This window comes from Catellatospora sp. NPDC049111 (assembly GCF_040648615.1).
GTDB classification, from domain to species: domain Bacteria; phylum Actinomycetota; class Actinomycetes; order Mycobacteriales; family Micromonosporaceae; genus Catellatospora; species Catellatospora aurea.
The window spans coordinates 1-23,129 of the sequence record NZ_JBEZEB010000001.1; the positions used below are offsets into that span (position 1 = coordinate 1).

At 71.5% G+C, this 23,129-nt stretch carries 28 protein-coding genes and 1 pseudogene; 6 read left to right on the plus strand and 23 right to left on the minus strand.

What is annotated here, in order from left to right; translation table 11 throughout:
• Positions 1-524, minus strand: a 524-nt coding sequence (locus AB0B66_RS00005; RefSeq protein WP_360520340.1) for an MBL fold metallo-hydrolase, incomplete at its 3' end; no start/stop codon positions are given.
• A 198-nt stretch (positions 525-722) separates the two neighbouring features.
• Here AB0B66_RS00005 and AB0B66_RS00010 point away from each other — a divergent pair.
• Positions 723-944, plus strand: coding sequence for a DUF2631 domain-containing protein (locus AB0B66_RS00010; protein WP_360521687.1), 222 nt, complete (start codon positions 723-725; stop codon positions 942-944).
• Between the two features lie 69 nt (positions 945-1,013).
• Here AB0B66_RS00010 and AB0B66_RS00015 read toward each other — a convergent pair whose 3' ends face one another.
• The 8 genes and pseudogenes from AB0B66_RS00015 to AB0B66_RS00050 form a co-directional block, all read right to left on the minus strand.
• Entirely contained in the window at positions 1,014-2,099 is a 1,086-nt protein-coding gene (locus AB0B66_RS00015; protein WP_360520343.1) for a DivIVA domain-containing protein, read from the minus strand.
• A gap of 100 nt (positions 2,100-2,199) precedes the next feature.
• The gene (gene rlmN / locus AB0B66_RS00020; RefSeq protein ID WP_360520346.1) at positions 2,200-3,327 is read right to left on the minus strand and encodes a 23S rRNA (adenine(2503)-C(2))-methyltransferase RlmN; all 1,128 of its coding nucleotides are present in this window, start codon (positions 3,325-3,327) and stop codon (positions 2,200-2,202) included.
• A 108-nt stretch (positions 3,328-3,435) separates the two neighbouring features.
• Positions 3,436-4,245: pseudogene (locus tag AB0B66_RS00025) on the minus strand (phosphatidate cytidylyltransferase); the annotation flags it as partial.
• A 137-nt stretch (positions 4,246-4,382) separates the two neighbouring features.
• Positions 4,383-4,940 carry a ribosome recycling factor gene (frr, locus tag AB0B66_RS00030; RefSeq protein WP_360520349.1) on the minus strand — a complete coding sequence of 186 codons (558 nt, stop codon included), beginning with the start codon at positions 4,938-4,940 and terminating at the stop codon, positions 4,383-4,385.
• Positions 4,941-5,259: 319 nt separating this feature from the next.
• Positions 5,260-5,979 carry a UMP kinase gene (gene pyrH / locus AB0B66_RS00035; RefSeq protein WP_120318522.1) on the minus strand — a complete coding sequence of 240 codons (720 nt, stop codon included), beginning with the start codon at positions 5,977-5,979 and terminating at the stop codon, positions 5,260-5,262.
• Between the two features lie 109 nt (positions 5,980-6,088).
• The gene (tsf, locus tag AB0B66_RS00040) at positions 6,089-6,916 is read right to left on the minus strand and encodes a translation elongation factor Ts (RefSeq protein WP_360520352.1); all 828 of its coding nucleotides are present in this window, start codon (positions 6,914-6,916) and stop codon (positions 6,089-6,091) included.
• Between the two features lie 78 nt (positions 6,917-6,994).
• Positions 6,995-7,822, minus strand: a complete 828-nt coding sequence (gene rpsB, locus AB0B66_RS00045) for a 30S ribosomal protein S2 (RefSeq protein ID WP_360520355.1) — start codon at positions 7,820-7,822, stop codon at positions 6,995-6,997.
• 258 nt (positions 7,823-8,080) lie between these two features.
• Complete coding sequence (locus AB0B66_RS00050) at positions 8,081-8,923, minus strand: hypothetical protein (protein ID WP_360520358.1); 843 nt, start codon at positions 8,921-8,923, stop codon at positions 8,081-8,083.
• Positions 8,924-9,084: 161 nt separating this feature from the next.
• Between AB0B66_RS00050 and AB0B66_RS00055 the strand changes: the two genes are divergently transcribed.
• The 4 genes from AB0B66_RS00055 to AB0B66_RS00070 all read left to right on the plus strand — a co-directional run bounded on the left by AB0B66_RS00055 (position 9,085) and on the right by AB0B66_RS00070 (position 13,426).
• A complete protein-coding gene (locus tag AB0B66_RS00055) occupies positions 9,085-9,444 on the plus strand; it encodes a YraN family protein (RefSeq protein WP_360520361.1) in 360 nt (119 codons plus the stop codon).
• A gap of 78 nt (positions 9,445-9,522) precedes the next feature.
• Positions 9,523-11,043 carry a YifB family Mg chelatase-like AAA ATPase gene (locus AB0B66_RS00060; protein ID WP_360520364.1) on the plus strand — a complete coding sequence of 507 codons (1,521 nt, stop codon included), beginning with the start codon at positions 9,523-9,525 and terminating at the stop codon, positions 11,041-11,043.
• Positions 11,040-12,245: a DNA-processing protein DprA gene (gene dprA / locus AB0B66_RS00065; RefSeq protein ID WP_360520367.1), complete on the plus strand. Its 1,206-nt coding sequence runs from the start codon at positions 11,040-11,042 to the stop codon at positions 12,243-12,245. The genes AB0B66_RS00060 and dprA overlap by 4 nt, the downstream gene beginning before the upstream one ends.
• Positions 12,246-12,256: 11 nt before the next feature.
• Positions 12,257-13,426 (plus strand): aminotransferase class V-fold PLP-dependent enzyme, encoded by a 1,170-nt coding sequence (locus tag AB0B66_RS00070; RefSeq protein WP_360520370.1) that lies wholly within the window; start codon positions 12,257-12,259, stop codon positions 13,424-13,426.
• A gap of 198 nt (positions 13,427-13,624) precedes the next feature.
• Here the strand turns inward: AB0B66_RS00070 and AB0B66_RS00075 are convergent, their stop codons facing one another.
• From AB0B66_RS00075 to AB0B66_RS00140, 14 genes are all read right to left on the minus strand, one after another.
• The gene (locus AB0B66_RS00075; protein ID WP_360520373.1) at positions 13,625-14,404 is read right to left on the minus strand and encodes a M23 family metallopeptidase; all 780 of its coding nucleotides are present in this window, start codon (positions 14,402-14,404) and stop codon (positions 13,625-13,627) included.
• A 119-nt stretch (positions 14,405-14,523) separates the two neighbouring features.
• Positions 14,524-14,841 (minus strand): DUF2469 domain-containing protein, encoded by a 318-nt coding sequence (locus AB0B66_RS00080; protein ID WP_020523399.1) that lies wholly within the window; start codon positions 14,839-14,841, stop codon positions 14,524-14,526.
• Between the two features lie 66 nt (positions 14,842-14,907).
• A complete protein-coding gene (locus AB0B66_RS00085; RefSeq protein ID WP_360520376.1) occupies positions 14,908-15,612 on the minus strand; it encodes a ribonuclease HII in 705 nt (234 codons plus the stop codon).
• A complete protein-coding gene (locus AB0B66_RS00090) occupies positions 15,606-16,070 on the minus strand; it encodes an NUDIX domain-containing protein (RefSeq protein WP_360520379.1) in 465 nt (154 codons plus the stop codon). The genes AB0B66_RS00085 and AB0B66_RS00090 overlap by 7 nt, the downstream gene beginning before the upstream one ends.
• A 54-nt stretch (positions 16,071-16,124) precedes the next feature.
• Entirely contained in the window at positions 16,125-16,769 is a 645-nt protein-coding gene (gene lepB / locus AB0B66_RS00095) for a signal peptidase I (RefSeq protein ID WP_360520382.1), read from the minus strand.
• 54 nt (positions 16,770-16,823) lie between these two features.
• Positions 16,824-17,459 carry a signal peptidase I gene (lepB, locus tag AB0B66_RS00100; protein WP_360520385.1) on the minus strand — a complete coding sequence of 212 codons (636 nt, stop codon included), beginning with the start codon at positions 17,457-17,459 and terminating at the stop codon, positions 16,824-16,826.
• A 35-nt stretch (positions 17,460-17,494) separates the two neighbouring features.
• A complete protein-coding gene (gene lepB / locus AB0B66_RS00105; RefSeq protein WP_360520388.1) occupies positions 17,495-18,373 on the minus strand; it encodes a signal peptidase I in 879 nt (292 codons plus the stop codon).
• 174 nt (positions 18,374-18,547) lie between these two features.
• Complete coding sequence (gene rplS / locus AB0B66_RS00110) at positions 18,548-18,904, minus strand: 50S ribosomal protein L19 (RefSeq protein WP_360520391.1); 357 nt, start codon at positions 18,902-18,904, stop codon at positions 18,548-18,550.
• Positions 18,905-19,064: 160 nt separating this feature from the next.
• A complete protein-coding gene (trmD, locus tag AB0B66_RS00115; protein WP_360520394.1) occupies positions 19,065-19,844 on the minus strand; it encodes a tRNA (guanosine(37)-N1)-methyltransferase TrmD in 780 nt (259 codons plus the stop codon).
• Positions 19,841-20,359 (minus strand): ribosome maturation factor RimM, encoded by a 519-nt coding sequence (rimM, locus tag AB0B66_RS00120; protein ID WP_360520397.1) that lies wholly within the window; start codon positions 20,357-20,359, stop codon positions 19,841-19,843. Before rimM ends, trmD begins: the two co-directional genes overlap by 4 nt.
• Positions 20,360-20,377: 18 nt before the next feature.
• On the minus strand, positions 20,378-20,641 hold the full coding sequence (locus AB0B66_RS00125) for an RNA-binding protein (protein ID WP_120318507.1): 264 nt from the start codon (positions 20,639-20,641) through the stop codon (positions 20,378-20,380).
• A complete protein-coding gene (gene rpsP, locus AB0B66_RS00130) occupies positions 20,613-21,077 on the minus strand; it encodes a 30S ribosomal protein S16 (RefSeq protein WP_360520401.1) in 465 nt (154 codons plus the stop codon). Before rpsP ends, AB0B66_RS00125 begins: the two co-directional genes overlap by 29 nt.
• Before the next feature lie 121 nt (positions 21,078-21,198).
• Entirely contained in the window at positions 21,199-21,867 is a 669-nt protein-coding gene (locus AB0B66_RS00135) for a DUF402 domain-containing protein (protein WP_360520404.1), read from the minus strand.
• Positions 21,868-21,917: 50 nt separating this feature from the next.
• On the minus strand, positions 21,918-22,568 hold the full coding sequence (locus AB0B66_RS00140; RefSeq protein ID WP_360520407.1) for a DUF402 domain-containing protein: 651 nt from the start codon (positions 22,566-22,568) through the stop codon (positions 21,918-21,920).
• A gap of 196 nt (positions 22,569-22,764) precedes the next feature.
• On the opposite strand from AB0B66_RS00140, the gene AB0B66_RS00145 reads away from it, so the two are divergent.
• Positions 22,765-23,118: a hypothetical protein gene (locus tag AB0B66_RS00145; protein WP_360520410.1), complete on the plus strand. Its 354-nt coding sequence runs from the start codon at positions 22,765-22,767 to the stop codon at positions 23,116-23,118.
• Positions 23,119-23,129 lie beyond the last annotated feature (11 nt).

Consider the following 23,129-nt stretch of genomic DNA (forward strand, 5'->3'; position numbering starts at 1 on the left):
GCGCCGGAGAACTGCAGCATGTGCGCGTGCACGTGGCCCAGCTCGGTGAAGCGGATCAGGTCGGTGGGGCGGGCGTCGTTCTGGTTGAGCACGCGTACGCCGTCGTGCTCGACCCACAGCGACGAGTCGCCGATCGGGCCGTCGGTCGGCGAGATCAGCGCCTGGATCATGACCTTCAGGCCGCCGTCGAGTTCGTGCACCTCGTCCGACACCGTCTTGAAGAACTTCGTGAAGCCCAGCGCCCGCAGCTCGTCCTCCAGCTGCGAGGTCGGGTACTCCGGCAGCAGCACGGTCGCCTTCTTCGACACGAAGCGCTTCAGGTGCGCCGCGTCGAAGTGGTCCCGGTGCAGGTGCGAGACGTACAGGTAGTCGACGTCGCCGAGGTGCTCCCAGTCGAGCTGCGAGTTGTCCGGGAACGGGAACCACGAGGCGAAGTACGCCGGGTTCACCCACGGATCGCACAGGATCGAACCCGCCGCCGTGTCGATCCGCATGCTGGCGTGCCCCGTACCGGTGATCCGCACTTCCCGTTTCCCTTCTCGCCGAGTGAGCCGACCTGATAGACGCTACCTGAGCGCTCCGGCGGGCCTGCCCACCGCCACCTCGGCCGCGGGATGGCGGACTCCCCCCGAGCACTGGATCACGACATGCCAGACTGTATTGCCGCCACCGCGACGCACTCCGTCGGCGGAGGCCTGGAGTCGAGAGAGAAGGACCTGATCGTGGCCGCAGAAGAGCCGGTAACCTCGCCCGACCAGCACGCTCCCACCCCGGTGAAGGCCGCCCGGATCGCCGGGACCGTGGTCATCGTCGCGCTGCTGCTGATGCTGTTCGGCAACCACGAGGGCAACGTCGAGTCGATCTGGCTGATCAGCATCGCCGGCATCCTCGCCGCGATCATGATCATCGACATCGTGCTGCGCCGCAACGGCCTGCGCGACTAGCTGGACTGAAACGGCCCCGGCCGCGCCCTGTCTCCAGGGTCGCAGCCGGGGCCTTCGTGCTTTCCGCGGTCAGCGGCGCGCGACGATGTCGCGCACCTCGCGCAGCGCCTGCTCGACCTCGGCCTCGTAGTAGCCGCCGGGGACCAGACCGAGCCGGCCCGGGTCGAGCTCACCCTCGGTGACCGTGCCGCCGGTGCGGCCGGACAGCGAGCCCAGAACGGTCTCGAAGAGCCGGTCGACCTGCTGCGGGTCGTAGCCGCTGCCGAACCGGCGCAGCTGGAACGTGCGCCGCAGCTGGTCCACCCGGGCCAGCTCGCCCGTGTAGGCCGGGCCCGCGGGCGCCGCCGGGGGCGGGGGCGGCGGGGGCGCGAAACCGCCGCCGCCACCGTACGTGGACGGGTTCGCCGAGGCGGGCGGCACCGCGCCGAACGTGTTCGTGGCGTCGTTGTCGTAGCTGCGCTGGGGCGCGCCGCCGTATACCGGCTGCTGCGCGGTCACCGAGCCGAAACCGCTGCTGGGCCCGTACGGGTCGACGCGGGGCGGCTCGTTGCGCGGCGGCTCCGGCATGCGTGGCGGCTGCGGCCGCTCCATCCGGATCTCGCTGGTCATGTCAGCCCGGCCGTGGCCGCCGCCGAAGCCGTCGAAGCTGCCCTGCGGGCCGGGCGGAACCACCGGGACCTGGCCACCGGTGTTGGGGCCCATCCCGGGCTGGCCCGCGTACGAGGGCTGCTCGTCGAAGCGCGGCTGCTCGTAGCGCGGCAGGGCGCCGGTCGGCGCGTTGGCCGCCGGGGTGCGGGTCGGCAGCGGCGGGGGCGGCGGACCCATCCGGTCCGGCACGGGCGCGGGAGCGGGGGCGGGGGTCGGAGCGCCCAGGCCGGCGCGCAGCTCAGCGCCGCGACCCGGGGCGGCCGGCCGCTCCTCCAGCTCGGCGAGCTGGCGCTCGACCCGGTCGAGGTGCAGGTCGACCTGCCACTCGTCGTAGCCGCCGAAGCGCACCCGGAACACGACGTCCCGGACCTCCTGCGACCTCACCTCGGGGCCGACGGGGGCGCCGTTGAGCGTCGCCTCCACCCGGTCGAGGAACGTGTCCACCTCGTCGACCTTGTAACCGCGACGGACCGCCCGGCGGCGGAACCGCTGACCATGCGAGCTCACGCCGGAACCTCAATCCTGTTTATGCCGCTCATGTCTTCTCCTCGCTGCGCTCGCACGCAGCCATGAGTCGAAGGTTTCATGATTCGCTCGCAGCGCTCGCTCATCCCTCAACCTCGCTCGCAGCCAACTGTCCACATGCGCCGTCAATCTCGCGTCCCCGGGTGTCACGCACCGTAGTGGCCACTCCGGCCGCGCGCAACCTCCGGACGAACTCCCGCTCGACCGGCTTGGGACTGGCATCCCACTTGCTGCCGGGCGTGGGGTTGAGCGGGATGAGATTGACGTGCGCCAGCCGCCCCGCAAGCAGGCGACCCAGCAGGTCGGCCCGCCACGGCTGGTCGTTCACGTCCCTGATCATGGCGTACTCGATGCTGACCCGGCGGCCCGTGCGAGCGGCGTACGCCCACGCGGCGTCGAGCACTTCGGCGACCTTCCACCGCTGGTTCACCGGCACGAGTTCGTCGCGAAGGTCATCATCGGGCGCGTGCAGCGAGAGCGCAAGAGTCACGGAGAGGTCTTCCTCCGCGAGCTTGCGCATCGCCGGGACCAGACCCACCGTGGAGACCGTCACGTGCCGCTGGGACAGGCCCAGGCCCTCCGGAGCCGGGCTGGTGAGACGCCGCACCGCGGCGATGACCCGGCTGTAGTTGGCCAGCGGCTCGCCCATGCCCATGAAGACCACGTTGCTCAGCCGGCGCGGTTCGCCGCCCATCACGCCCGACTGCGCGACCCCGGCCAGGTAGACCACCTGGTCGACGATCTCGGCGGTGGACAGGTTGCGGGTCAGCCCCGCCTGGCCGGTGGCGCAGAACGGGCACGCCATGCCGCAGCCGGCCTGGCTGGAGATGCAGACCGTGACCCGGTCGCCATAGCCCATCAGCACGCTCTCGACCATGGAGCCGTCGTGCAGCCGCCACAGCGCCTTGCGGGTGGCGCCGTCGTCGCAGGCCAGCTCGCGGACCGGGGTCAGCAGTTTGGGCAGCAGCCGCTCGGACAGGCGCTCGCGCGCCGCCGCCGGGATGTCGGTCATGCCCGCCGGGTCGCGCTCCAGCCGCCCGAAGTAGTGCGTCGACAGCTGCGTGGCACGGAAGGCCTGTTCACCAAGGTCGGACACGGCGCTGCGCCTACCGGCGAGATCCAGGTCGGCCAGGTGTCGCGGGGGCATGGAGGCGCGGCGCGCAGTGGCACCGTCACCATCGGTAACGGAAATCAGCGGAAGGCTCGTCATGACTGGTCCAGTGTCCCACGTTCACACGAGGGCGACAGCCCTCGATGGTGCCAACAGTGCTGCTCGGAGTGGCCCGACGCCTGCCTGCGCCACCCGCTGTGTCTCACCTCACGCCACGGGGGCGAGCACGGACAGCAACAGGTACGCGGTCGGCACGGCGAAGACGATCGAGTCCAGCCGGTCCATGATGCCGCCGTGACCGGGCAGGATGTTGCTCATGTCCTTGATGCCGAGGTCGCGCTTGAGCAGCGACTCGGCCAGGTCGCCGAGCACCGCCGCGACGGACACCACCATGCCGAACAGCACGCCCTTCCAGGGCGCGACGTCCAGCAGTGCCCACAGGATCGCCGCGCTGCCCGCACCGGTGGCGACGATCGAGCCGGCGAAGCCCTCCCAGGACTTCTTCGGGCTGATCGTCGGGGCCATCGGATGTTTGCCGAACAGCACACCCGCCACGAAACCGCCGGTGTCGGAGAGCACGACCGCGGCCAGCGTCGCCACGATCCGCCACTTGCCGTCCTCGGGGGTGGTCAGCGGGGCGGCGAAGCTGAGCAGGAACGGGACGTACACCATGATCAGCGCGGCGGCGCCGATGTCGCGCTGGTAGCCCGCCGGGCCGTCACCCATCCGCCACACCATGGTGGCCAGCACGGTGATCAGCAGGCCGATGCTGAGCGCGTCGACGCCGGAGAACCAGGCCAGGCACATCATCGCCACCCCGCCGCCGAGCAGCGGGATCAGCGGCGGCCGGGCCCCGGAGGTGCGCAGGGCGCGGGCCATCTCCCAGACGCCCAGGCCGGCCGCAGCCACCAGGATCACCAGGAACAGCGGCTTGAAGAAGAACAGCGGCGTCAGGATGACCAGCAGCAGACCGACGGCGACCAGGATGGAGACGGGCACGTTGCGCCCGGCCCGCCCGTAGTCCTTGGCGGCCGTGGCCGGCTCGTCGGCGGGGCTGTCGGAGGGGTCGTCATACGCGTCGGGCGCGGCATCGTAGGGCTGCCGCGCCCGGGAAGCGCCGGACCGGTGAGGGTCCGTGTCGTATGGTTCGCTCATCAGACTTCGAGCAGCTCGACTTCCTTGTGCTTGATGAGCTCGTCGATGTGCGCCACGTACTTGGCGGTCAGGTCGTCGAGCTCCTTCTCCGCCCGGCGCCCGTCGTCCTCGCCCGCCTCGCCGTCCTTGACGATGCGGTCGAGCTCCTCCTTGGCCTTGCGGCGCACGTTGCGGATGGCGACCTTGGCGTCCTCGCCCTTGCCGCGGGCGACCTTGGTCATGTCGCGGCGGCGCTCCTCGGTCATCGGCGGCACGACGATGCGCAGCTGGGTGCCCTCGTTGCCCGGGTTGACGCCCAGGTCCGAGTCGCGGATCGCGCGCTCCATGGCGCCCAGCTGGGACGCGTCGTACGGCTTGATGATCACCATGCGCGGCTCGGGCACGCCGATCGAAGCCATCTGCGGCAGCGGGGTGGGCGTGCCGTAGTAGTCGATCAAGATCTTGGAGAACATCGCCGCGTTGGCACGGCCCGTGCGGATCGCCGCGAACTCCTCCTTCGCGTGGTCGACCGCCCGGTCCATCTTCTCCTCGGCCTCGAGGAGGGTGTCGTCGATCACGGGCTTCTCCGTCTCTGATCGTGTGCCGCGTCCGACCGTTGGCGGCGCGGCGGCCTGTGGGCCGTCCCGCGGCGCACCTGGTCGCCGGGCACTGACTCCGTGCTGTGCTCTGTCTTCGATCATCCGCCTGACGGCGGCGTCATGCTCGCATCACGTCCGACCCCGCGTGGACGTGTCCGCTGCGCGTACCGTCCCCACGTCCGGAACCGGTCCGCCACGCGGCCATAGGGTACCGCCCGTCACGTCCGTCCCTGCGCGAGGCGTCCCACCCCGCCCGTCCGAACCCGTGGGCACGGACGGGCGGGTGGAAAGGCATGGGTCAGGAGGCGGTGATCAGGGTGCCGATCTTGTCGCCGCTGACGGCGCGGACGATGGTGTCGTCGCCCTCCGCGCCGAAGACCAGCATCGGCAGGCCATTGTCGGCGCAGAGGCTGAACGCGGCGGCGTCGGCCACCCGGATGTTCTGCCGCAGCACCTCGCTGAACGTGATCTGGTCGATCCGCACCGCGTCGGGGTTGGTGCGCGGGTCGGCGGTGTAGACCGCGTCCACGCCGTTCTTGCTCATCAGCACCACGTCAGCGTGGATCTCCAGCGCGCGCTGGGCCGAGACGGTGTCGGTGGTGAAGTACGGCATGCCCGCGCCGCCACCGAAGATCACCACGCGGCCCTTCTCCAGGTGCCGGATGGCGCGCAGCGGGATGTACTGCTCCGCGACCTGGGCCATCGTGATCGCGGTCTGCACCCGCGTCTCGATGCCCTCCTTCTCCAGGAAGTCCTGCAGCGCCAGGCAGTTCATCACCGTGCCGAGCATGCCCATGTAGTCGGCGCGGGCACGGTCCATGCCGCGCTTCTGCAACTCGGCGCCGCGGAAGAAGTTTCCTCCACCGACGACGACGGCGACCTGCACGCCGCGGCGCACCACGGTGGCGATCTGGCGGGCGACCCCGGCCACGACGTCCGGATCGACGCCTACCTCACCACCGCCGAAGACCTCGCCGGAGAGCTTCAGCACGACCCGATTGAACTGGTGTCCGGACATCAGCGACCTTTCGTCTCACCGTCGGCGACCCCGCAGACGGTATGGAAAAGGGAGGCCGTTGGCTGCCACCAGCGACCTCCCTCCTTCAGTACGTTCCGCTCGGGGCGGCTCAGGCCTGGCCGACCTCGAACCGCGCGAAGCGGGTGACCTCGATGCCGGCCTCGGCCAGCACCTGCTTCACCGTCTTCTTCTGGTCGGTGACCGACGGCTGCTCGATCAGGACGAAGTCCTTGAAGAACGAGTTCACCCGGCCCTCGATGATCTTCGGCAGGGCGGCCTCGGGCTTGCCCTCCTCGCGAGCGGTCTGCTCGGCGATGCGGCGCTCGGACTCGACGACGTCGGCCGGCACCTCGTCACGGGTGACGAACTTCGGCCGCATGGCCGCGATCTGCATCGCGACGGAGCGGGCGTCGTCCGCGCCGGCCTCGTCGGACTTGCCGCTGTACTGGACCGCGACACCCACCTGCGGCGGCAGGTCGGCGCTCTTGCGGTGCATGTACACCGCGACCGCGCCCTCGAGCACCGCGAAGCGGCCGATGACCAGCTTCTCGCCGATCTTCGCCGACTGGTCCTGCATCAGGTCGGCGACGGTGCCGTCACCGATCTTCGACGCCAGCAGCGCCTCCACGTCGGCCGGCTTGGTCTCGGCGACGTGCGCGACCAGCTGGTCGGCGAGCGCGATGAACGCGTCGTTCTTGGCGACGAAGTCCGTCTCGCAGTTCAGCTCGAGGATCGCGTTGCCCTTGTGGGCGACCAGACCGTTGGCGGTGGAGCGGCCGGCGCGCTTGCCGACATCCTTGGCGCCCTTGACGCGCAGGATCTCCACGGCCTTGTCGAAGTCGCCCTCGGCCTCCTCGAGCGCCTTCTTGCAGTCCATCATGCCGGAGCCGGTCAGCTCACGGAGCCGCTTGACGTCTGCAGCGGAAATAGTGGACATCAGTTCCCTCTTTGGTAGAAGACTTCGCAAGTCGTACCACACGGTGCGGGTCCGGGACCCGCACCGTGTGACAGCGGGTCACTCAGCGGCGGGCGCGGCAGCAGCCTCGGTGGCCGGCTTGTCGCCGGTCAGCAGCTCCTGCTCCCACTCGGCCAGCGGCTCGTCGGCCGCGACGGTGCCGGGCTCCGGCTTCACGTCGCCGCCGCGCGCGGCCTTGCCCGAGCGGGCGATCAGACCGTCGGCGACCGCGGTCGCGATGACCTTGGTCAGCAGCTCGGCCGAGCGGATCGCGTCGTCGTTGCCCGGGATCGGGAAGTCGACCTCGTCCGGGTCGCAGTTCGTGTCCAGGATCGCGATCACCGGGATGCCCAGCTTGCGGGCCTCGTCGACGGCGATGTGCTCCTTCTTGGTGTCCACGATCCAGACCGCGGCCGGGAGCTTCTGCATGTCCCGCAGACCGCCGAGGGTCTTGGTGAGCTTGGTCTTCTCACGCGACAGCTGCAGGGTCTCCTTCTTGGTGTACCCCGCGGCGGTGCCGGTCAGGTCGATCGACTCCAGCTCCTTCATCCGCTGCAGCCGCTTGTACACCGTCTGGAAGTTGGTGAGCATGCCGCCCAGCCAGCGGTGGTTGACGTAGGGCATGCCCACGCGCGCGGCCTGCTCGGCCACGGCCTCCTGGGCCTGCTTCTTCGTGCCGACGAACAGCACGGTGCCGCCCTCGGCCACGGTGTTGCGGACGAACGCGTACGCCTTCTCGATGTAGTCGAGGGTCTGGCGCAGGTCGATGATGTAGATGCCGTTGCGCTCGGTGAAGATGAAGCGCTTCATCTTCGGGTTCCAGCGGCGGGTCTGGTGACCGAAGTGAACGCCGCTCTCCAGCAGCTGGCGCATGCTGACAACAGCCATGTGCAGGCCAATCTTCTCGGCACGGGCCAGGGGCCCGTGCGTTTCCCTGGTTGAACCGGCGGCCGGTGGCCGCCGCCTGGCGCCCGATCGTCGGCCATGGTGGAACCCCGCGAACGGGGACCAGGGAGGCCGCCGCCCAGCCTGTCCTACAGGCGGGAGGGCGCGCGAAGTCGACCACGTGAAGTGGTCGCGATAACCCAGTGTACGCGGTGCCCCGGGTCACTCTCGCCCGGGACACCGTGAACGCCGGACGAACCCCTAGGAGGCGGTCGCCGCGGCCAGCATCAGCGCCGCGCCCACGAGCAGGTAGGCCAGCGGCGTACGCAGCCAGACCCGGGGGCCCTGGAACTGCACCGCGGTGGCCGCGCCCGTGGTCAGCGCGTACAGGCCGAGCGCCAGGAACGGGAACGCGGTCATCGCCAGCAGCGGTGCCAGCGCGAGCCCGGCCTCGGTCTTGAACATGCCCGCCAGCAGCGGGCGCAGCATCAGCAGCTCGCCGAGCCCGGCCAGCGCCCAGAAGGCCACCAGCAGGGCCGGCCGCTTGCTGCGGTAGATCCCGTCGGAATCGGCCACCGAGCGGCGCACCGCGGCCGCGTCAACGGTCGAGGTCGGCTGCTGGATCGGGTCCGGGTTGCCCATCGGCTGGCCGCCGAGCGCGGGCGGCGGGACCGGTCCGCGCTCGCGGGGGCTGCGCGGGGCGAAGTCGATGTCCGGCATCGGCTCGGCCGGGCGCTGGCCGCGCGGCGCGAAGTCCGGGTCCGGCGGGGGCAGCGGCGCGCCCGAGCGGGACCCGCGCGGGGCGAAGTCGGGGTCGGCGGGCGGCATCGCCGGGCCGGACCGCTGACCGCGCGGTGCGAAGTCCGCGTCGGCCTGGTAGCGGTCGCCGCCACGGTCCCAGTCGCGGTCGTCGCGGCCGGCGCCCGGCCCGCTGCTCAGCTCGGCGAGCGAGGCGTAGCGGCTGTCGCCGGAGCGGGGGGCCGGCACCCGGGAGTCGCCGTCGAAGTCGTATGCGTACTGGTCCGGTGCGCGCCGGTCGTCCCGGCCGCCCCGCTGCTCCCGGAAGGGGCTGGGCCACTCGGCGAAATCGTCATGTCCGTCCACGGCCGCCCACCGTAGAGCAGATTTCAGCTTCACGCCAACGAGCGGCCGCCTTAACAGATCAACAACATGATCAGGCGGATGTCCACAAGCGACGCCCCGTCCACAGCCGGCCCCGTTGCGGCCGTGGCGATCCGGCCGATCCACGTGTTCGCTCGGCGCTCATGACGAAGGTGACACAGGCCCTCGGTGCCTGGGGAGAACGCCTGGCCACGGCCCATCTGCTGGCGGCGGGCATGGTGCTGCTCGACCGCAACTGGCGCGGCGCGGCCGGTGAGATCGACATCGTGGCCCGCGACGGCGACGCGGTGGTGTTCTGCGAGGTGAAGACCCGCCGCGGTGCGACATACGGCACACCCGCCGAGGCGGTCGCCCGCGCCAAGGTCCGCCGGCTGCGGCAACTGGCCGCGCAGTGGCTGGCCATCAGCGGCGTACGCCCCAGCGAGGTCCGCTTCGACGTGGTCAGCGTGTACGCCCCACGCGACGCCGACCCTGTCGTCGACCACATCCGCGGCGCGTTCTGACATGGGCGAGCTGATCGGAGGTTCTCGGACCGGCGGGCTCAGGACACATCGAGAACCGCAGCGAAGCGGAGGTGCTCGATGAGCTACGCGATGGTGCTGTGTGCCGCGCTGGAGGGGGTCACCGGGCACATCGTGCGGGTCGAGGCCGATCTGGCCGCGGGGCTTCCGGTGGTGGTGCTGAGCGGGCTGCCCGATTCCGCGCTCAACGAGGCTCGCGAGCGGGTGCGCGCGGCGATCGTGAATTCCGGTGAGCCCTGGCCCCAGCGGCGCATCGCCGTCAACCTCGATCCGGCCGACCTGCGCAAACGGGGCTCGGCTTTCGACTTGCCGATCGCCCTGTCGATCCTCGGGGGCACCGGCACGCTGCCGCTGGCCGGGCTCGACGGCGTGCTGGTGCTCGGCGAGCTGGGCCTGGACGGCTCGGTGCGCCCGGTGCGCGGGGTGCTGCCGATGGCGGCCGCCGCCGCGCGCCAGGGCATCGCGAAGGCGATCGTGCCGGTCGGCAACGCCGCCGAGGCGGCGCTCGTGCCCGGGATGCGGGTGCTGGCCGCGGACACCCTGGGCCGGGTGATCGGCTTCCTGCGCGGCCAGTGCGCCCTGATCGAGCCGCCGGAGGCACTGCCCCAGCCGGGCGGGCCGCAGCCCGACCTGGCCGACGTCGCCGGACAGGAGATGGGCCGGCTCGGCCTGGAGGTGGCCGCCGCGGGCGGGCACCACCTGGCGCTGTTCGGGCCGCCCGGCGCGGGCAAGACCATGCTGGCGCAGCGGCTGCCCTCGCTGCTGCCGCGGTTGGACGACGCGGCCTCCCTGGAGGTCACCGCACTGCACTCGATCGCCGGGGTGCTCTCGCCCGGCGAGCCGCTGCTGCGTCGCCCGCCCTACCAGGCACCCCACCACACCGCGTCGGTTCCGGCGCTGGTCGGCGGCGGTAGCGGGCTGGCCCGACCCGGCGCGCTGTCGCTGGCGCACCGGGGCGTGCTGTTCCTCGACGAGGCTCCCGAGTTCACCCGGCAGGCGCTGGACACGCTGCGCCAGCCGCTGGAGGACGGGACGGTCACGCTGGGCCGCTCGCGCGGGGTCGTGGTTTACCCGGCGCAGGTGCAGGTGGTGCTGGCGGCCAACCCGTGCCCGTGCGCGCGGCCCACCGGTGATGCCGCGTGCGCCTGCACGCCCCAGGTGCGGCGGCGTTACCTGGGGCGCATCTCCGGGCCGCTGCTGGACCGCATAGACATCCAGCTGGAACTGCCGCCGCTGAAGGCGGCCCACCTGTTCACCGACGCGACGGCCAGGGAGTCCTCGCCGGTGGTGGCGCAGCGCGTGGCCGCGGCTCGGGAGACGGCCGCCGCACGCTGGGCCGGGCTGGACGCTCGGTGCAACGGCGAGGTGCCGGGCACCGTGCTGCGGCAGCGCCGCTGGCGGCTGCCCGACGACGTGACCCGGGAATTGCGCCGGCGGCTGGACACCGGCGCGATGTCTGCCCGGGGCCACGACAAGGTGCTCCGCCTGGCCTGGACGCTGAGCGACCTGACCGGGCTGGACCGGCCCGGCAAAGCCGAGATCAACACTGCTCTGACCCTGCGTGACGGAGGTAAACCGTGAACATCGTCGACATCCCCGCCGACTCCGCCGACGAGCGGGCGGTCCGCGACGCCCGGCTGGTGCTCGGCAGCCTGGTCGAGCCGGGCAGCCGCCGCCTGTACGAGCTGGTCGCCGCGTACGGCCCGGTGGAGGCGCTGGACCGGCTCGCCGCGGGACACGAGAGCGGCCCGCTGGCCGAGGCGGCGGGGCTGCGCCTGAACGGCCGGCCGCACACGGAGCTCGCCGAACGGCTCCGGGAACGCGCCGAGCGGCTGGGCGTGCGGGTGCTCACGCCGGAGTCCGGCGAGTGGCCCGCCCGGCTGGCCGACCTGCGGCACATCAGCATCGACGGCCCCAACACGATCGACCGGGATACGTACCCGCCGCACTGCCTGTGGCTGCGTGGGCCGCACCGGCTCGACGACGCGGTCGAGCGGTCCGTGGCCATGGTCGGCGCGCGGGCCAACACGGTCTACGGCACGCACGCGGCGACAGAACTGGGCTACGGGCTGGCCGACCGGGGCTGGACGGTGGTGTCCGGCGGCGCGTACGGCATCGACGCGGTGGCGCACCGGGCCGCGCTGGCCGCGGGCGGGCTCACCGTGGCGGTGCTGGCCTGCGGCGTGGACCGGCCGTACCCGCAGAGCAACAGCAACCTGTTCGACCAGATCGCCGAGGAGGGTCTGCTGATCAGCGAGTGGCCGCCCGGGACGGCCCCGTTCAAGGTGCGCTTCCTGGTGCGCAACCGGGTCATCGCCGCGCTGTCGCGGGGCACCGTGCTGGTCGAGGCGGCCGCCCGCAGCGGCGCCCGGCAGACCCTGCGCCGCGCCCGGCAGCTCAGGCGCGCCGCGATGGCGGTGCCGGGCCCGGTCACCTCGGAGCTGTCGGTCGGCTGCCACGAGGAGCTGCGCCGCGAGCCGCACGAGCCGGTGCGGCTGGTCTCCACGGTGGAGCAGGTGCTGGAGGAGGTGGGCGGCATCGGCGAGCTGGCCCCGGTGCCCCGAGGCGCGGCGCGGCCGCAGGACCTGCTCGATCCGATGGAGAAGCAGCTGGTGGACGCGGTGCCCCGGCGCGGCGGGGCGTACGCCGAGCAGATCGCCGCCGACGCAGGGGTGTCCCTGCGCGGCGCGCTGGCGATCCTGCCGTCCCTGGTGCTGCGAGGCCATCTGCGCGAGCACGGCGGCGGTTACGCCAGACCCCTGCCGGACCGGCGGAAGGCCTAGACTCCGGGTACATGATCGGTGATCCCCCCACCCCGCTGGACGGAGCCCGCGAGCTGTTCGCGCTCGACCCGGCGGTCGCCCATGTCAACCACGGCTCGTTCGGCGCGGTCCCGCTGCCGGTCCGCGAGGCCCGGCAGCGGCTGATCGACGAGCACGACGCGAATCCGACCAGGTTCGTCACGTCGGGGCTGTGGCAGCGGGTCGCCGCGGCCCGCGAGGTCACGGCGGTGTTCTGCGGGGCGGACCCCGCGGGCACCGCGTTCGTCGCGAACGCCACCACGGGCACCGCGATGGTGCTGGCGGCGGTCGCGCCCGGCGCGGGCGACGAGATCGTGGTCACCGACCACGGCTACCACGCCGTCGAGCTGGCCGTGGACGAGCAGCGGCGGCGGCACGGCGTACGCGTGGTGACCGCCCCGGTCGAGCTGGGCGCGTCCGTGACCGACACGGTCGCCGCGGTGCTCGACCGGGTCGGCCCGCGCACCCGGCTCGTCATCGTCGACCAGGTGTCCTCGGCCACCGCGCAGCGGCACCCGGTGCACAAGATCGCTGCCGCGCTGCGCGGACGCGGCGTGCCGCTGCTGGTGGACGGCGCACACGCGCCCGGCATGCTGGACCGCCCGCTGGCTGGCCTGGACGCCGACTTCTGGGTGGGCAACCTGCACAAGTGGGCGTACGCGCCGCCGGGCAGCGCGCTGCTCCAGGTCGCCCCGGCCTGGCGGAAGCGGATGGTGCCGCTGGTCGTGTCGCACTCCCAGCCGGACGGCTTCCCGCTGTTCCTGGAGCAGCAGGGCACCCTCGACCACAGCCCCTGGCTGGCCGCGCCGGTCGGGCTGGACGTGTTCGGCCGCTACGGCTTCGACACGATCCAGCGGCACAACGTCGCGCTCGCCGCGTACGGCCAGCGGGTGATCGGCGAGGCGCTCGGCCTGGACCCGGACGCGCTGCCCGACCCGGGCCCGGAGGTGCCCATGCGGCTGCTGCCGCTGCCCGCGGGCGCCGTGCGCGACCTCACGGAGACGGCCGCGCTGCGCACCCGGATCAGCGTCGAACTCGGCGCCGAACCGAACGTGATGTGGTGGCGCGACCGCGCTTTCCTGCGGATCAGCGCCCAGATCTACAACACCGCCGCCGACTACGAGCGGCTCGCCGCGGGCCTGCCGGGCCTGCTGCGCGGCTGACCCGCCGGCCTCCCGCGAGCGCCTCGCCGGCCGCCTTCGGCAGAGCGCACAGGTGAGCGGGTTGGGCGGGCGGCGGCCGGACCAGTCCCGGCAAACCTCGCCGGCCTCCGCATCCGCCGCAGGTGACGGTCCTAGAGATCGCTGTTTCCGGTCAAAAGCTCGGGTCTGACCGCAGGTTCTGACCGGAAACGGCGATCTTCACGCGACCGGCGTCCGGCGGGATCTCGCCGGGCGGTCACCAGGTGCGGGCCGAGCCGGGCCGCCGCCGGGCAGCAGGCGCACCCGGGCCAGACCCAGCACGGCCAGCGGGTCGAGGTAGACGGCCCCGCGCCGCAGTCCCCAGTGCAGGCAGGCGGACGCGGAGCAACCGGGGTGACCTGCGGCCAGCAGCCCGATCGCGCTCCCGGCGGCGACGACGTCACCGGCTTCGACCAGCGCGTCCACGGGCTCGTACGTCGTGCGCAGGCCGCCGGGATGGTCGACGCTGACGACGCCGCGTCCGGCCAGCACCCCCGCGTAGACGACGGTCCCACCGCCGGCGGCCAGGACCGGGGTGCCCGGTGACGCCGCCAGGTCGACGCCGCGATGGCCCGGCAGCCACGGCTGCGGCGGCGGATCGAATCCGCGAACCAGGCGCGGCGTGCCGGCCAACGGCCACCGCCATCCGGCCGGCGCTCGCGGCTCCAGCACTCGCGGCTCCAGCACTCGCGGCTCCAGCACTCGCGGCTCCAGCACTCGCGGCTCGGCCCGCATTCGCAGCCCCGGCGCTCGCAGCCCGGCCGGTACCGGTCGTTCGGCCGACACCGGTCGTTCGGCCGACACCGGCGACTCGGTGGGCAGGCGAGCGAGCGTGGTGTGTGGCCGGGTCGTGCCCGGACCGCCAGGCCGATTCCCGGCGATTCGGGCGGCGGGAGCGGACGGGAGGGCGGCGACGGCCAGCAGCAGGAGCGCCACGGTGGGCGCGATGGTCGTTCTCACGGCGGCAGCGTGCCCGACAGGCGGGGCGCCTCGCGACGGGCAGCGGGGCGCGCCTGTGGACAACCGGGCGGTTGGGGACAACCGCCCGATCACGCGCCCGGTGTGCTAGAGCCGGGTGCTCAGAAACCGCCCTCGGTGGGCAGCGAGATGTCGGGCTTCTCCAGCTCCTCGACGTTGACGTCCTTGAAGGTCATCACGCGGACATTCTTCACGAAGCGGGCGGGACGGTACATGTCCCAGACCCAGGCGTCGTGCATCTCGACCTCGAAGTAGACCTCGCCGTCGGAGTTGCGCACGTGCAGGTCCACCTGGTTGGCCAGGTAGAACCGGCGCTCGGTCTCCACCACGTAGGAGAATTGGCGCACGATGTCGCGATACTCCCGGTAGAGCTGCAGCTCCATGTCGGTCTCGTACTTCTCGAGATCCTCTGCGCTCATCGTTCGCCCTCCTGCGGCCCACATCCTGCCGATGAACCGTACCGCGCCGCGCCCAGCGGCGCGCGTTTAGCCACGGAGGCCGGTCGACGCCGTCAGCTCGGCCACCCCGCGCTGCCCGTTTCGTCCCCGCTCCGCCCGTGCCACGTTCTGGTACGAGCGGCGGTGCACCGGGCTCGGCCCGTGCTCGGTCAGCGCCGCCTGGTGCTCGGCGGTGCTGTACCCCTTGTGCAGCGCGAAGCCGTACTGCGGATACACCATATCGAGCTGTGTCATGATCCGGTCACGCGACACCTTCGCCAGCACGCTGGCGGCCGCCACACAGGCCGCGACCTGGTCGCCCTTCCACACCGCGAGGTTGGGCACCCCGAGCCCGTCCACCGGGAAGCCGTCGGTCAGCACGTACGCCGGGCGCGTGGTCAGCGCCGCCAGCGCGCGTCGCATCGCCGCGACGTTGCACACGTGCAGCCCGCGCCGGTCGATCTCCTCGGGCTCGATGACGACCACGGCGTGCGCCAGGGCGGTCGCCCGCACCACGTCGAAGATCCGGTCCCGGGTGGCCGGGGTGAGCAACTTCGAGTCGGTCAGCCCTTCGATCTCCGCGCGCTTGCTGTCGGGCAGCACCACCGCCGCGGCCACCAGCGGCCCCGCACAGGCCCCGCGGCCCGCCTCGTCGGCTCCGGCCACCACCGCGAAGCCGCGGCGCTGCAGCGCGCGCTCCAGGGCGTAGACGCCGCCGTCCACGCGCAGCACCGGACGCGACGGGCTCAGCACGGGCCGACCCCCGCGCCGTCGAGCACCGCGACCAGGTCGGCCGGGTAGAGGACCTCGGCCGTCTCCCGCAACTCCGGCACGCTCCACCAGTGATGGGCGTGCACCCACTGCTGCTCGACCTCGTCGAAGCCGCTGGTGTCGACGCGCCACTGCGGCACCCGTACCAGATAGAAGTCCTGCTCCTGGCGGTAGGCGACGCCGTCGAAGGAGAACTCCGCGACCTCCGAGTGCACGACGGGGCCCAGCTCGGCCGAGGGCACCGCGAGACCCGTCTCCTCGTACAGCTCCCGGGCCGCCGCCTGCGCGGTCGTCTCGCCGTCGTCGAGGCCGCCACCGGGGGTGAACCAGTAGTGCACGTCCGGGTGACGGGGGTCGCTGCCGCGGAACAGCAGCAGCCGCCCGGCGGCGTCCACCAACAGCACCCGTCCGGCCCGCCTCGACCGGCGCTCCACCTGCATGACATGCAGCCTAATTCGTGCGGCCCGCCAGGCACACGCCGGGCGCGGCCGGCCTCAGGCGGCGGGCGACGGCCCCGGCACGGCCGCGAAGGTCTCCGGCACGGTCAGCCAGGTGGCCCGGCCGAACGGCCAGAACAGCACGAAGGCCCGCCCGACCAGTGCCTCCAGCGGGATGGTCGCCTGCATGATGTCCTGGTTGTGGCCGTTGTAGTTGGCCAGCGAGTCCGCCGAGGCCTCGCGGTGGTCGCCCATCACCCAGACCCGGCCCGCGGGCACCGTGATGTCGAACTTCTGCGGGGCCATCTTGTTGCCGGGATAGACGTACGGCTCGTCCAGCGGCTGCCCGTTGACGGTGATCCGGCCCTGGGCGTCGCAGCAGACCACGTGGTCGCCGGGCACGCCGATGATCCGCTTGATGAAGTCCTCCTGCTCCACCGAACTGCGCCAGGTCAGCGGGGCCTCGAAGACGACGATCTCGCCGCGGGCCGGCTCGCCGAACTCGTAGGCGAGCTTGTTGACCAGCACCCGGTTGTCGACGAGCAGCGTCTGCTCCATCGAGCCGGTGGGGATGAAGAAGGTCTGCACCACGAACTGCCGCACCAGCAGGGCGACGACGAGGGCCACCACCAGCAGCACCGGCAGTTCTCTCCAGAACGATCCCCGGCCGCCGCGCGGCTTCTTCTTCTCGTCGTCGATCATGTGCCGGAGCCTACGCGGCGAGCCGGGAACCGGTGGCCCCCGGCTCGCCCGGTGTCAGCCTCCGGACGTCGGCTCCGGCACTCCCGCGAACGTGTCCGGCACGGTCAGCCAGGTGGTCCGGCTGAACGGCCAGAACAGCACGAACGCGCGCCCGATCACCGAGTCCAGCGGGATCGTGGCCTCCTCGATGTTCTGGCCGTGGTTGTTGTAGTTGGCCAGCGAGTCGCCGGAGGCCTCACGATGGTCGCCCATCACCCACAGCCGGCCCTCGGGGATGGTGACGTCGAACTCCTCGGGCGCCATCTTGTTGCCCGGGTAGACGTACGGCTCGTCGAGCGGGTGGCCGTTGACCTGGATGCGGCCCTGCGGGTCGCAGCAGACCACGCGGTCGCCGGGCACACCGATCACCCGCTTGATGTAGTCCTCGTGCTCCGGGGTGTTGCGCCAGCTCTGGGGCGACACGAAAACGATGATCTCGCCGCGCTCCGGTGCCCGGAAGTCGTAGACGAGCTTGTTGACCAGGACCCGGTCGTCGAGGTCCAGGGTGTGCTCCATCGACCCGGAGGGGATGAAGAACGTCTGCACCACGAACTGCCGCACCAGGAACGCCACGATGATGGCCACACCCAGCAGGATCGGCAGCTCGCGCCAGAACGACCCTTTGCTGCTTTTGGTCTGCTCGTCAATCACGCAGGGAGCCTACGCGGCGAAACTGAAAACGACGATCACCCGAGCTGTGTTGCCCTGTCGCGTGTAAGCCTGCGGCGTACCACCACCGCGCCGAGCAGCAGTGGCAGCGCCACCGACACCGACGCGCCGGGGTCCGGCCCGGCCGCGCCCGCCGCCAGGTCGGCGTCGGGCACCTTGTCGAACACCTCCTGGTGGGCCACCGAGCCCCAGCGGCTGAACGGCAGCGCGACGACCATCGCCTTGCCGATGACGTCGTCGATCGGCACCTGCCCCTGGCAGCGTGAATCCTGTGACACCAGGCGGTGGTCACCCATCACGAACAGCATGCCGGGCTCGACGATGACCTCGTCGAAGTCGCGGGTGTTGCAGGTCTTGTCGCCCTTGTCACCGCGCGGGGAGTTGCGGATCACGTACGGCTCGTCGATCGGCACGCCGTTGACGTAGATCCGACCGTCGACGTCGCAGCAGGACACCCGGTCACCGGGCAGCCCGATGACTCGCTTGATGAAGTCCTTCTCCCCCGGCTGGCTGATGCCGACGAGGTCGCCGACGGTGCGGCCGAGCTTGGAGAAGAAGCCCGCGTCCGGGTCCGCGCCGTTCTCCGGAGCCCAGTTGTCGGGGCCCTTGAAGACGATGACCTCGCCGCGCTCGGGGTCGCGGAACTCGTACACCACCTTGTTGACCAGGACGCGGTCGCCGACGAGGAGGGTGTCCTCCATCGAGCCGGACGGGATGTAGAACGCCTGCATCAGGAACGTGCGGATGAGCACCGCCAAGCAGAACGCCACCACCAGCAGCAGCGGAAGCTCCTGCCACAGCGGCATGCCCTTGCGGCCCCGGCCCCGGCGGCGTCGGCGCTTCTTCCACTGCTCGCCCGTGATCTCGTCGTGCCTGCTGCTGGGGAGGAGTGCCACAACTGCCGCCGCTCGTGAAGTTCGCCACTGGATGTCGGCCGCAAGCCTAGAAGAACAGAGAACTTTTCGGGAGTCCCCGTCAGGCTGTGATACGAGCTTTAACAAAGCGCCGGAAACACGAACGGGCGGCGACACCTGAAGGTGTCACCGCCCGTGATCGTCGAGGACGAGGTCTCAGGCGACCTTGGCCTCGCGCAGCTCCTTGATCTTCGCCTTCTTGCCGCGAAGGTCGCGCAGGTAGTAGAGCTTGGCGCGGCGCACGTCACCACGGGTCACGACCTCGACGCGGTCGATGGCGGGACCGTGGAGCGGGTAGCTGCGCTCGACACCCACACCGAAGCTCAGCTTGCGGACCGTGAAGGTCTCACGCAGGCCGGAGCCCTGGCGGCGGATCACGACGCCCTGGAAGACCTGCACACGGGACCGGTTGCCCTCGACGACCCGGGCGTGCACCTTGACGGTGTCACCGGCCCGGAACGAGGGGATGTCGGTCCGCAGGGAGGCGGCGTCGAGTACGTCCAGCGTTTGCATCGCTGCATCCTTGAATCTCAGCGCACCGGCTGCCGGTGCGCGTGTGGGCGATACTGACCCAGGCTCGGGCCGCGCGAAGCGGTGGTCGGCTTGAGTCCTCGTCGTCGCGCACGGCGTGCCCGACCGACGGCAGTGTCACCGTCCGCGGACGGCAACCCCTCTACTCTGCCACATCGACCCGGCGGGCCGGAAATCCGGCCTCGTCGAGTAGAGCGAGGTCACGCTTGTCGAGCGAGGCCGGGTCCAGCGCGGCCAGCAGGTCCGGCCGGCGTGCGGCGGTACGCAGCAGCGCCTGGTCGCGCCGCCAGCGGGCGATCTTCCCGTGGTCGCCGGAGCGCAGGATGTCGGGCACGTCGTGCCCGCGCCACGACGGCGGCTTGGTGTAGGCCGGCGTCTCCAGCAGCCCGTGCGCGTGCGACTCGTCGGCCAGCGAGTCGGCGTTGCCGAGCACGCCCGGGATCAGCCGGGTGATCGCCTCCAGCATCACCAGCACCGCGACCTCGCCGCCGAAGAGCACGTAGTCGCCCAGCGACACCTCGCTGACCGGCATGCGCTCCGCGGCGTGGTCCAGCACCCGCTGGTCGATGCCCTCGTACCGGCCGCACGCGAAGACCAGGTGCGACTCGGCTGCCAGCTCGTACGCGGTGGCCTGGGTGAACGGGGCGCCGGCCGGGGTGGGCACCACCAGCCGCGCGGGCGTGCCCTGCGGCACCAGCTCGTCCAGGGCCTGACCCCAAGGCTCGGGCTTCATCACCATGCCCGGCCCGCCGCCGTACGGGGTGTCGTCGACGGTGCGGTGCACGTCGTGCGTCCAGGTGCGCAGATCGTGCAGGTGCAGGTCGAGGATCCCCGTGGTGCGCGCCTTGCCGATGAGCGACAGCTCCAGCGGGGCGAAGTACTCCGGGAAGATGCTGACGACGTCGACGCGTTTGCCCGTCACAGGTCGAACAGCCCGCCGGGCGGGTCGACGGTGATCCGGCCGCCGGCCACGTCCACCTCGGGCACGATGGCGCTGACGAACGGGATGAGGCCGGTCCTGCCGTCGGGCATGCGCACCACCAGCAGATCCGACGCGGGTGCGTGGTCGATGCGGAGCACCTTGCCCAGCGGCTCGCCGCCGACGGTGACCACGTCGAGCCCGACCAGCTGGTGGTCGAGATACTCGTCCGGGTCCTCCGGCGTCGGCACCTCGGCGGAGTCGACGTTGAGGACCGCGCTCTTGGCCAGCTCGGCCATGTTGCGGTCCGGGATCTCCGCGAACGTGACGATCAGCTCGCCCGAGTGCGGGCGCGCCTCCCGCACGGTCAGTTTGCCCGGCAGTCCCGCCACGGTGGGCTCGACGATCAACGTCGAGCCCACCGCGAAGCGCAACGCGGGCTCGTCAGTGCGCGGATGCACCAGGACCTCGCCCCGGATGCCATGCGCGCGCATGACGTGTCCGACGATCAGAAGCATGTGACTGCTGATCCGCCGTCAGAACGCGTCGACGATGTCGACGCGGATGCCCTTGCCGCCGACCGAGCCGACCACCTGGCGCAGGGCCCGTGCGGTGCGACCACCCCGGCCGATGACCGTGCCGAGGTCCTCGGGGTGAACCCGGACCTCCAGCCGCGGCCCGCGGCGGTTGTCGACCAGACGCACCCGGACGTCGTCCGGGTGGTCCACGATGCCCTTGACGAGGTGCTCCAGCGCGGGCCGGAGCGCGGCGTCAGCTCTGCTGCTCGTCGCCGGCCGCAACAGTCTGCTCCTCAGCCTTGGCCTCGGCCGCCGGCTCGGCGACCTTCTCCGCCTTCGCGGCCTTCTTGGCCGGGGCGGCCTTGGCGGGCTCGAGGCCCGCGGCAGCCTGGGCGGCGGCCTCGTAGGTCGACTTGCGGTCGGCCTTCGGCGCGGCCACCAGCAGCGGCGGCGGGGCCGGCAGGCCCTTGAACTTCTGCCAGTCGCCGGTCTTGGAGAGGATCGCGATCACGGACTCGCTCGGCTGCGCGCCGACCGACAGCCAGTGCTGCACCCGGTCCGACTTGACCTCGATCACCGAAGGGTCTTCCTTCGGCTGGTAGATGCCGATGAACTCGATCGCCTTGCCGTCGCGCTTGGTGCGCGAGTCGGCGACGACGATGCGGTACTGCGGGTTGCGGATCTTGCCCATCCGCAGAAGCCGGATACGAACGGCCACGGTTTTACGCTCCTGTGGGATTGAGGTGAGCGCCATCGCCCTGCGTGGGGTTGCCGGGCTCCGTTGCTCGAGACATCGCCGCGCCCCGGAAGTTAGAGGGCAGCCGGAAACGCACCGAATATCAGCTAGCCATTGTGCCAGACGGAACCGGACGGATCGCGCGCGGGCGGTCCCAACCCGCTGTGCGTCGCGGCACCGGCCAGGCGGGGTCGGGACGGAAATCACACCAGGTCCCGTCGAACGGGAACGCCCCCGCCTCGGCGATCTCGATCAGGCGCGCCCCGTCTGCCCGGATCCGCGCCGCGCCCGCCTCGTCCCAGTAATCCGCGTGACCGGTCTTGGCGGCCAGCTCGGCCTCGTCCTTCCAGCGCCAGCTCAGGTCCGGTTCCACCAGCACGTCGAGCGCGTTGTCGGCGAAGTCCACGCCGCAGACGTCCCCGTCGCGCCAGCGGACGAAAGGCTCCTCCAGGTTGCCGTACCAGCTGCCGAACTCACCACCCGGGAAGAACCACCACACCGACCACGGCTCCCCCAGCCGCTGCCACATCAGCAGGTCGTTGCCCGCCCACGTCAGCGGTCGCAGAGCGGCGTCCGGGCCCAGTTCGTCGAGGGTGCCGTCGTGATGGCTGCGGCCGTCCTCGGTCATGATCCGCCAGTACGTCGTGCCGGCCGGCAGCCACAGCAGCAGGCCCCGCTCACCGTCCTCGACCACCGTGGTGGCCTGGAGGAACGTGATTCGCCCGCCGCGCCAGCACCGCCGCAGCACGGTCTGCCCCGTCTCGAAGTGCATGGGCCGGGACATTACCGGCGATTGTCGCCGCCCAGGGGGCACGCCGGGGGTCAGGCTCGTTCGCGCGGACGGTCCCAGCCGGCCGGGACCTCGGCGGGCACCGTCCAGGCCGGGTCGGGCTGGAAGTCGCACCACGTCCCGTCGAACGGGAACGCCCCCGCCTCGATCAGCTTGACCACCCGCTCGCCCTCGGCCCGCACCGCCTCACCGTCCGCCACCCAGTAGTGCTGCGGGTAGGCCAGGCGCTCGGTGAACTCCTCCTCGTCCTTCCACCGCCAGGACCGGTCGGGCGTCACGACGATGTCGAGGTCCTGGTCCACGATGTCGACCCCGGCGACGTGGCCGTCGTCCCAGCGCTGCCCGGACTCCTCCAGGTTCACGTACCACCGGGTGAACCGGCCGGCATCGTCGCGGAAGAACCAGACCGAGTGGTCCTCGCCGCGCGGCAGCCACTTGAGCAGGCTCGGCCCCGACCAGGTGACCTCCCAGAGCTTCGTCTCCGTCTCGATCCACTCCGAGAACGGCATGGCCCGCAGGCCGCGCCGGTCGACGGCCAGCCGGTCCAGCATCGGGGCGCCGCGGGGCACCCACAGCAGCAGGCCCTGCTCGTCGTCGGCGACGACCACCGCCGTCTTGAGCAGGCCGATCCGGTGGCCGTGGAAGTGGCGGTGCAGGATCACCCGTCCGGGTTCGAAACGCATGTGCCAACCCTAGCGAAGAACTTGATTGACCAAGTCGTACGACACTAGAGTCGAGCCGTCGCGACAGCACCACCGCAAGACCCCCGGCCGCTTCGAAAGAGCGGAATGGGCGGCTCACCACCGGCTACCGGACCGGATGGGAGTGGGGGCCGCTCCTGAGTAGTTCCTTTGCAGCCACACTCAGGAGGACGTGGGAATGTCGATTCCCGTCGAACAGCACCAGCACGCCGAACACCAGCGCATCCAGAAGATCGACGAGGATGCGACCACGGTCATCGTGCAGGTCGGCCAGATCGCCGAGACGCAGCGCAAGCACACCGCGATGCTGGAGCGGCACACCGTGTACCACCAGCAGCACCGGTCCGACCTGACCGCGCTACGGCGCGATCTTGAGGACACCCGCACCGAGATGAACATGCGTTTCTCGGCACTGGACGATGACGTCGCCGGGTTGAAGACCGACGTCGCCGGCCTGAAGACCGACGTATCGCAGATCAAGGACACGCTCGGTGTGATCCTGTCGCGCCTGCCGGAGCAGCCGGCCGCGTGAGACGGCGAAAG

What these genes read in the sequence shown, in the direction of transcription:
- rlmN (WP_360520346.1), bottom strand. Translation starts at nt 3,327, where the DNA reads ATGACGAGCCTTCCGCTGATTTCCGTTACCGATGGTGACGGTGCCACT.
- pyrH (WP_120318522.1), bottom strand. Translation starts at nt 5,979, where the DNA reads ATGTCCGGACACCAGTTCAATCGGGTCGTGCTGAAGCTCTCCGGCGAG.
- tsf (WP_360520352.1), bottom strand. Translation starts at nt 6,916, where the DNA reads ATGTCCACTATTTCCGCTGCAGACGTCAAGCGGCTCCGTGAGCTGACC.
- rpsB (WP_360520355.1), bottom strand. Translation starts at nt 7,822, where the DNA reads ATGGCTGTTGTCAGCATGCGCCAGCTGCTGGAGAGCGGCGTTCACTTC.
- AB0B66_RS00055 (WP_360520361.1), top strand. Translation starts at nt 9,085, where the DNA reads ATGACGAAGGTGACACAGGCCCTCGGTGCCTGGGGAGAACGCCTGGCC.
- AB0B66_RS00060 (WP_360520364.1), top strand. Translation starts at nt 9,523, where the DNA reads ATGAGCTACGCGATGGTGCTGTGTGCCGCGCTGGAGGGGGTCACCGGG.
- AB0B66_RS00070 (WP_360520370.1), top strand. Translation starts at nt 12,257, where the DNA reads ATGATCGGTGATCCCCCCACCCCGCTGGACGGAGCCCGCGAGCTGTTC.
- AB0B66_RS00080 (WP_020523399.1), bottom strand. Translation starts at nt 14,841, where the DNA reads ATGAGCGCAGAGGATCTCGAGAAGTACGAGACCGACATGGAGCTGCAG.
- AB0B66_RS00090 (WP_360520379.1), bottom strand. Translation starts at nt 16,070, where the DNA reads ATGCAGGTGGAGCGCCGGTCGAGGCGGGCCGGACGGGTGCTGTTGGTG.
- lepB (WP_360520382.1), bottom strand. Translation starts at nt 16,769, where the DNA reads ATGATCGACGACGAGAAGAAGAAGCCGCGCGGCGGCCGGGGATCGTTC.
- rplS (WP_360520391.1), bottom strand. Translation starts at nt 18,904, where the DNA reads ATGCAAACGCTGGACGTACTCGACGCCGCCTCCCTGCGGACCGACATC.
- rimM (WP_360520397.1), bottom strand. Translation starts at nt 20,359, where the DNA reads ATGCTTCTGATCGTCGGACACGTCATGCGCGCGCATGGCATCCGGGGC.
- AB0B66_RS00135 (WP_360520404.1), bottom strand. Translation starts at nt 21,867, where the DNA reads ATGCACTTCGAGACGGGGCAGACCGTGCTGCGGCGGTGCTGGCGCGGC.
- AB0B66_RS00140 (WP_360520407.1), bottom strand. Translation starts at nt 22,568, where the DNA reads ATGCGTTTCGAACCCGGACGGGTGATCCTGCACCGCCACTTCCACGGC.
- AB0B66_RS00145 (WP_360520410.1), top strand. Translation starts at nt 22,765, where the DNA reads ATGTCGATTCCCGTCGAACAGCACCAGCACGCCGAACACCAGCGCATC.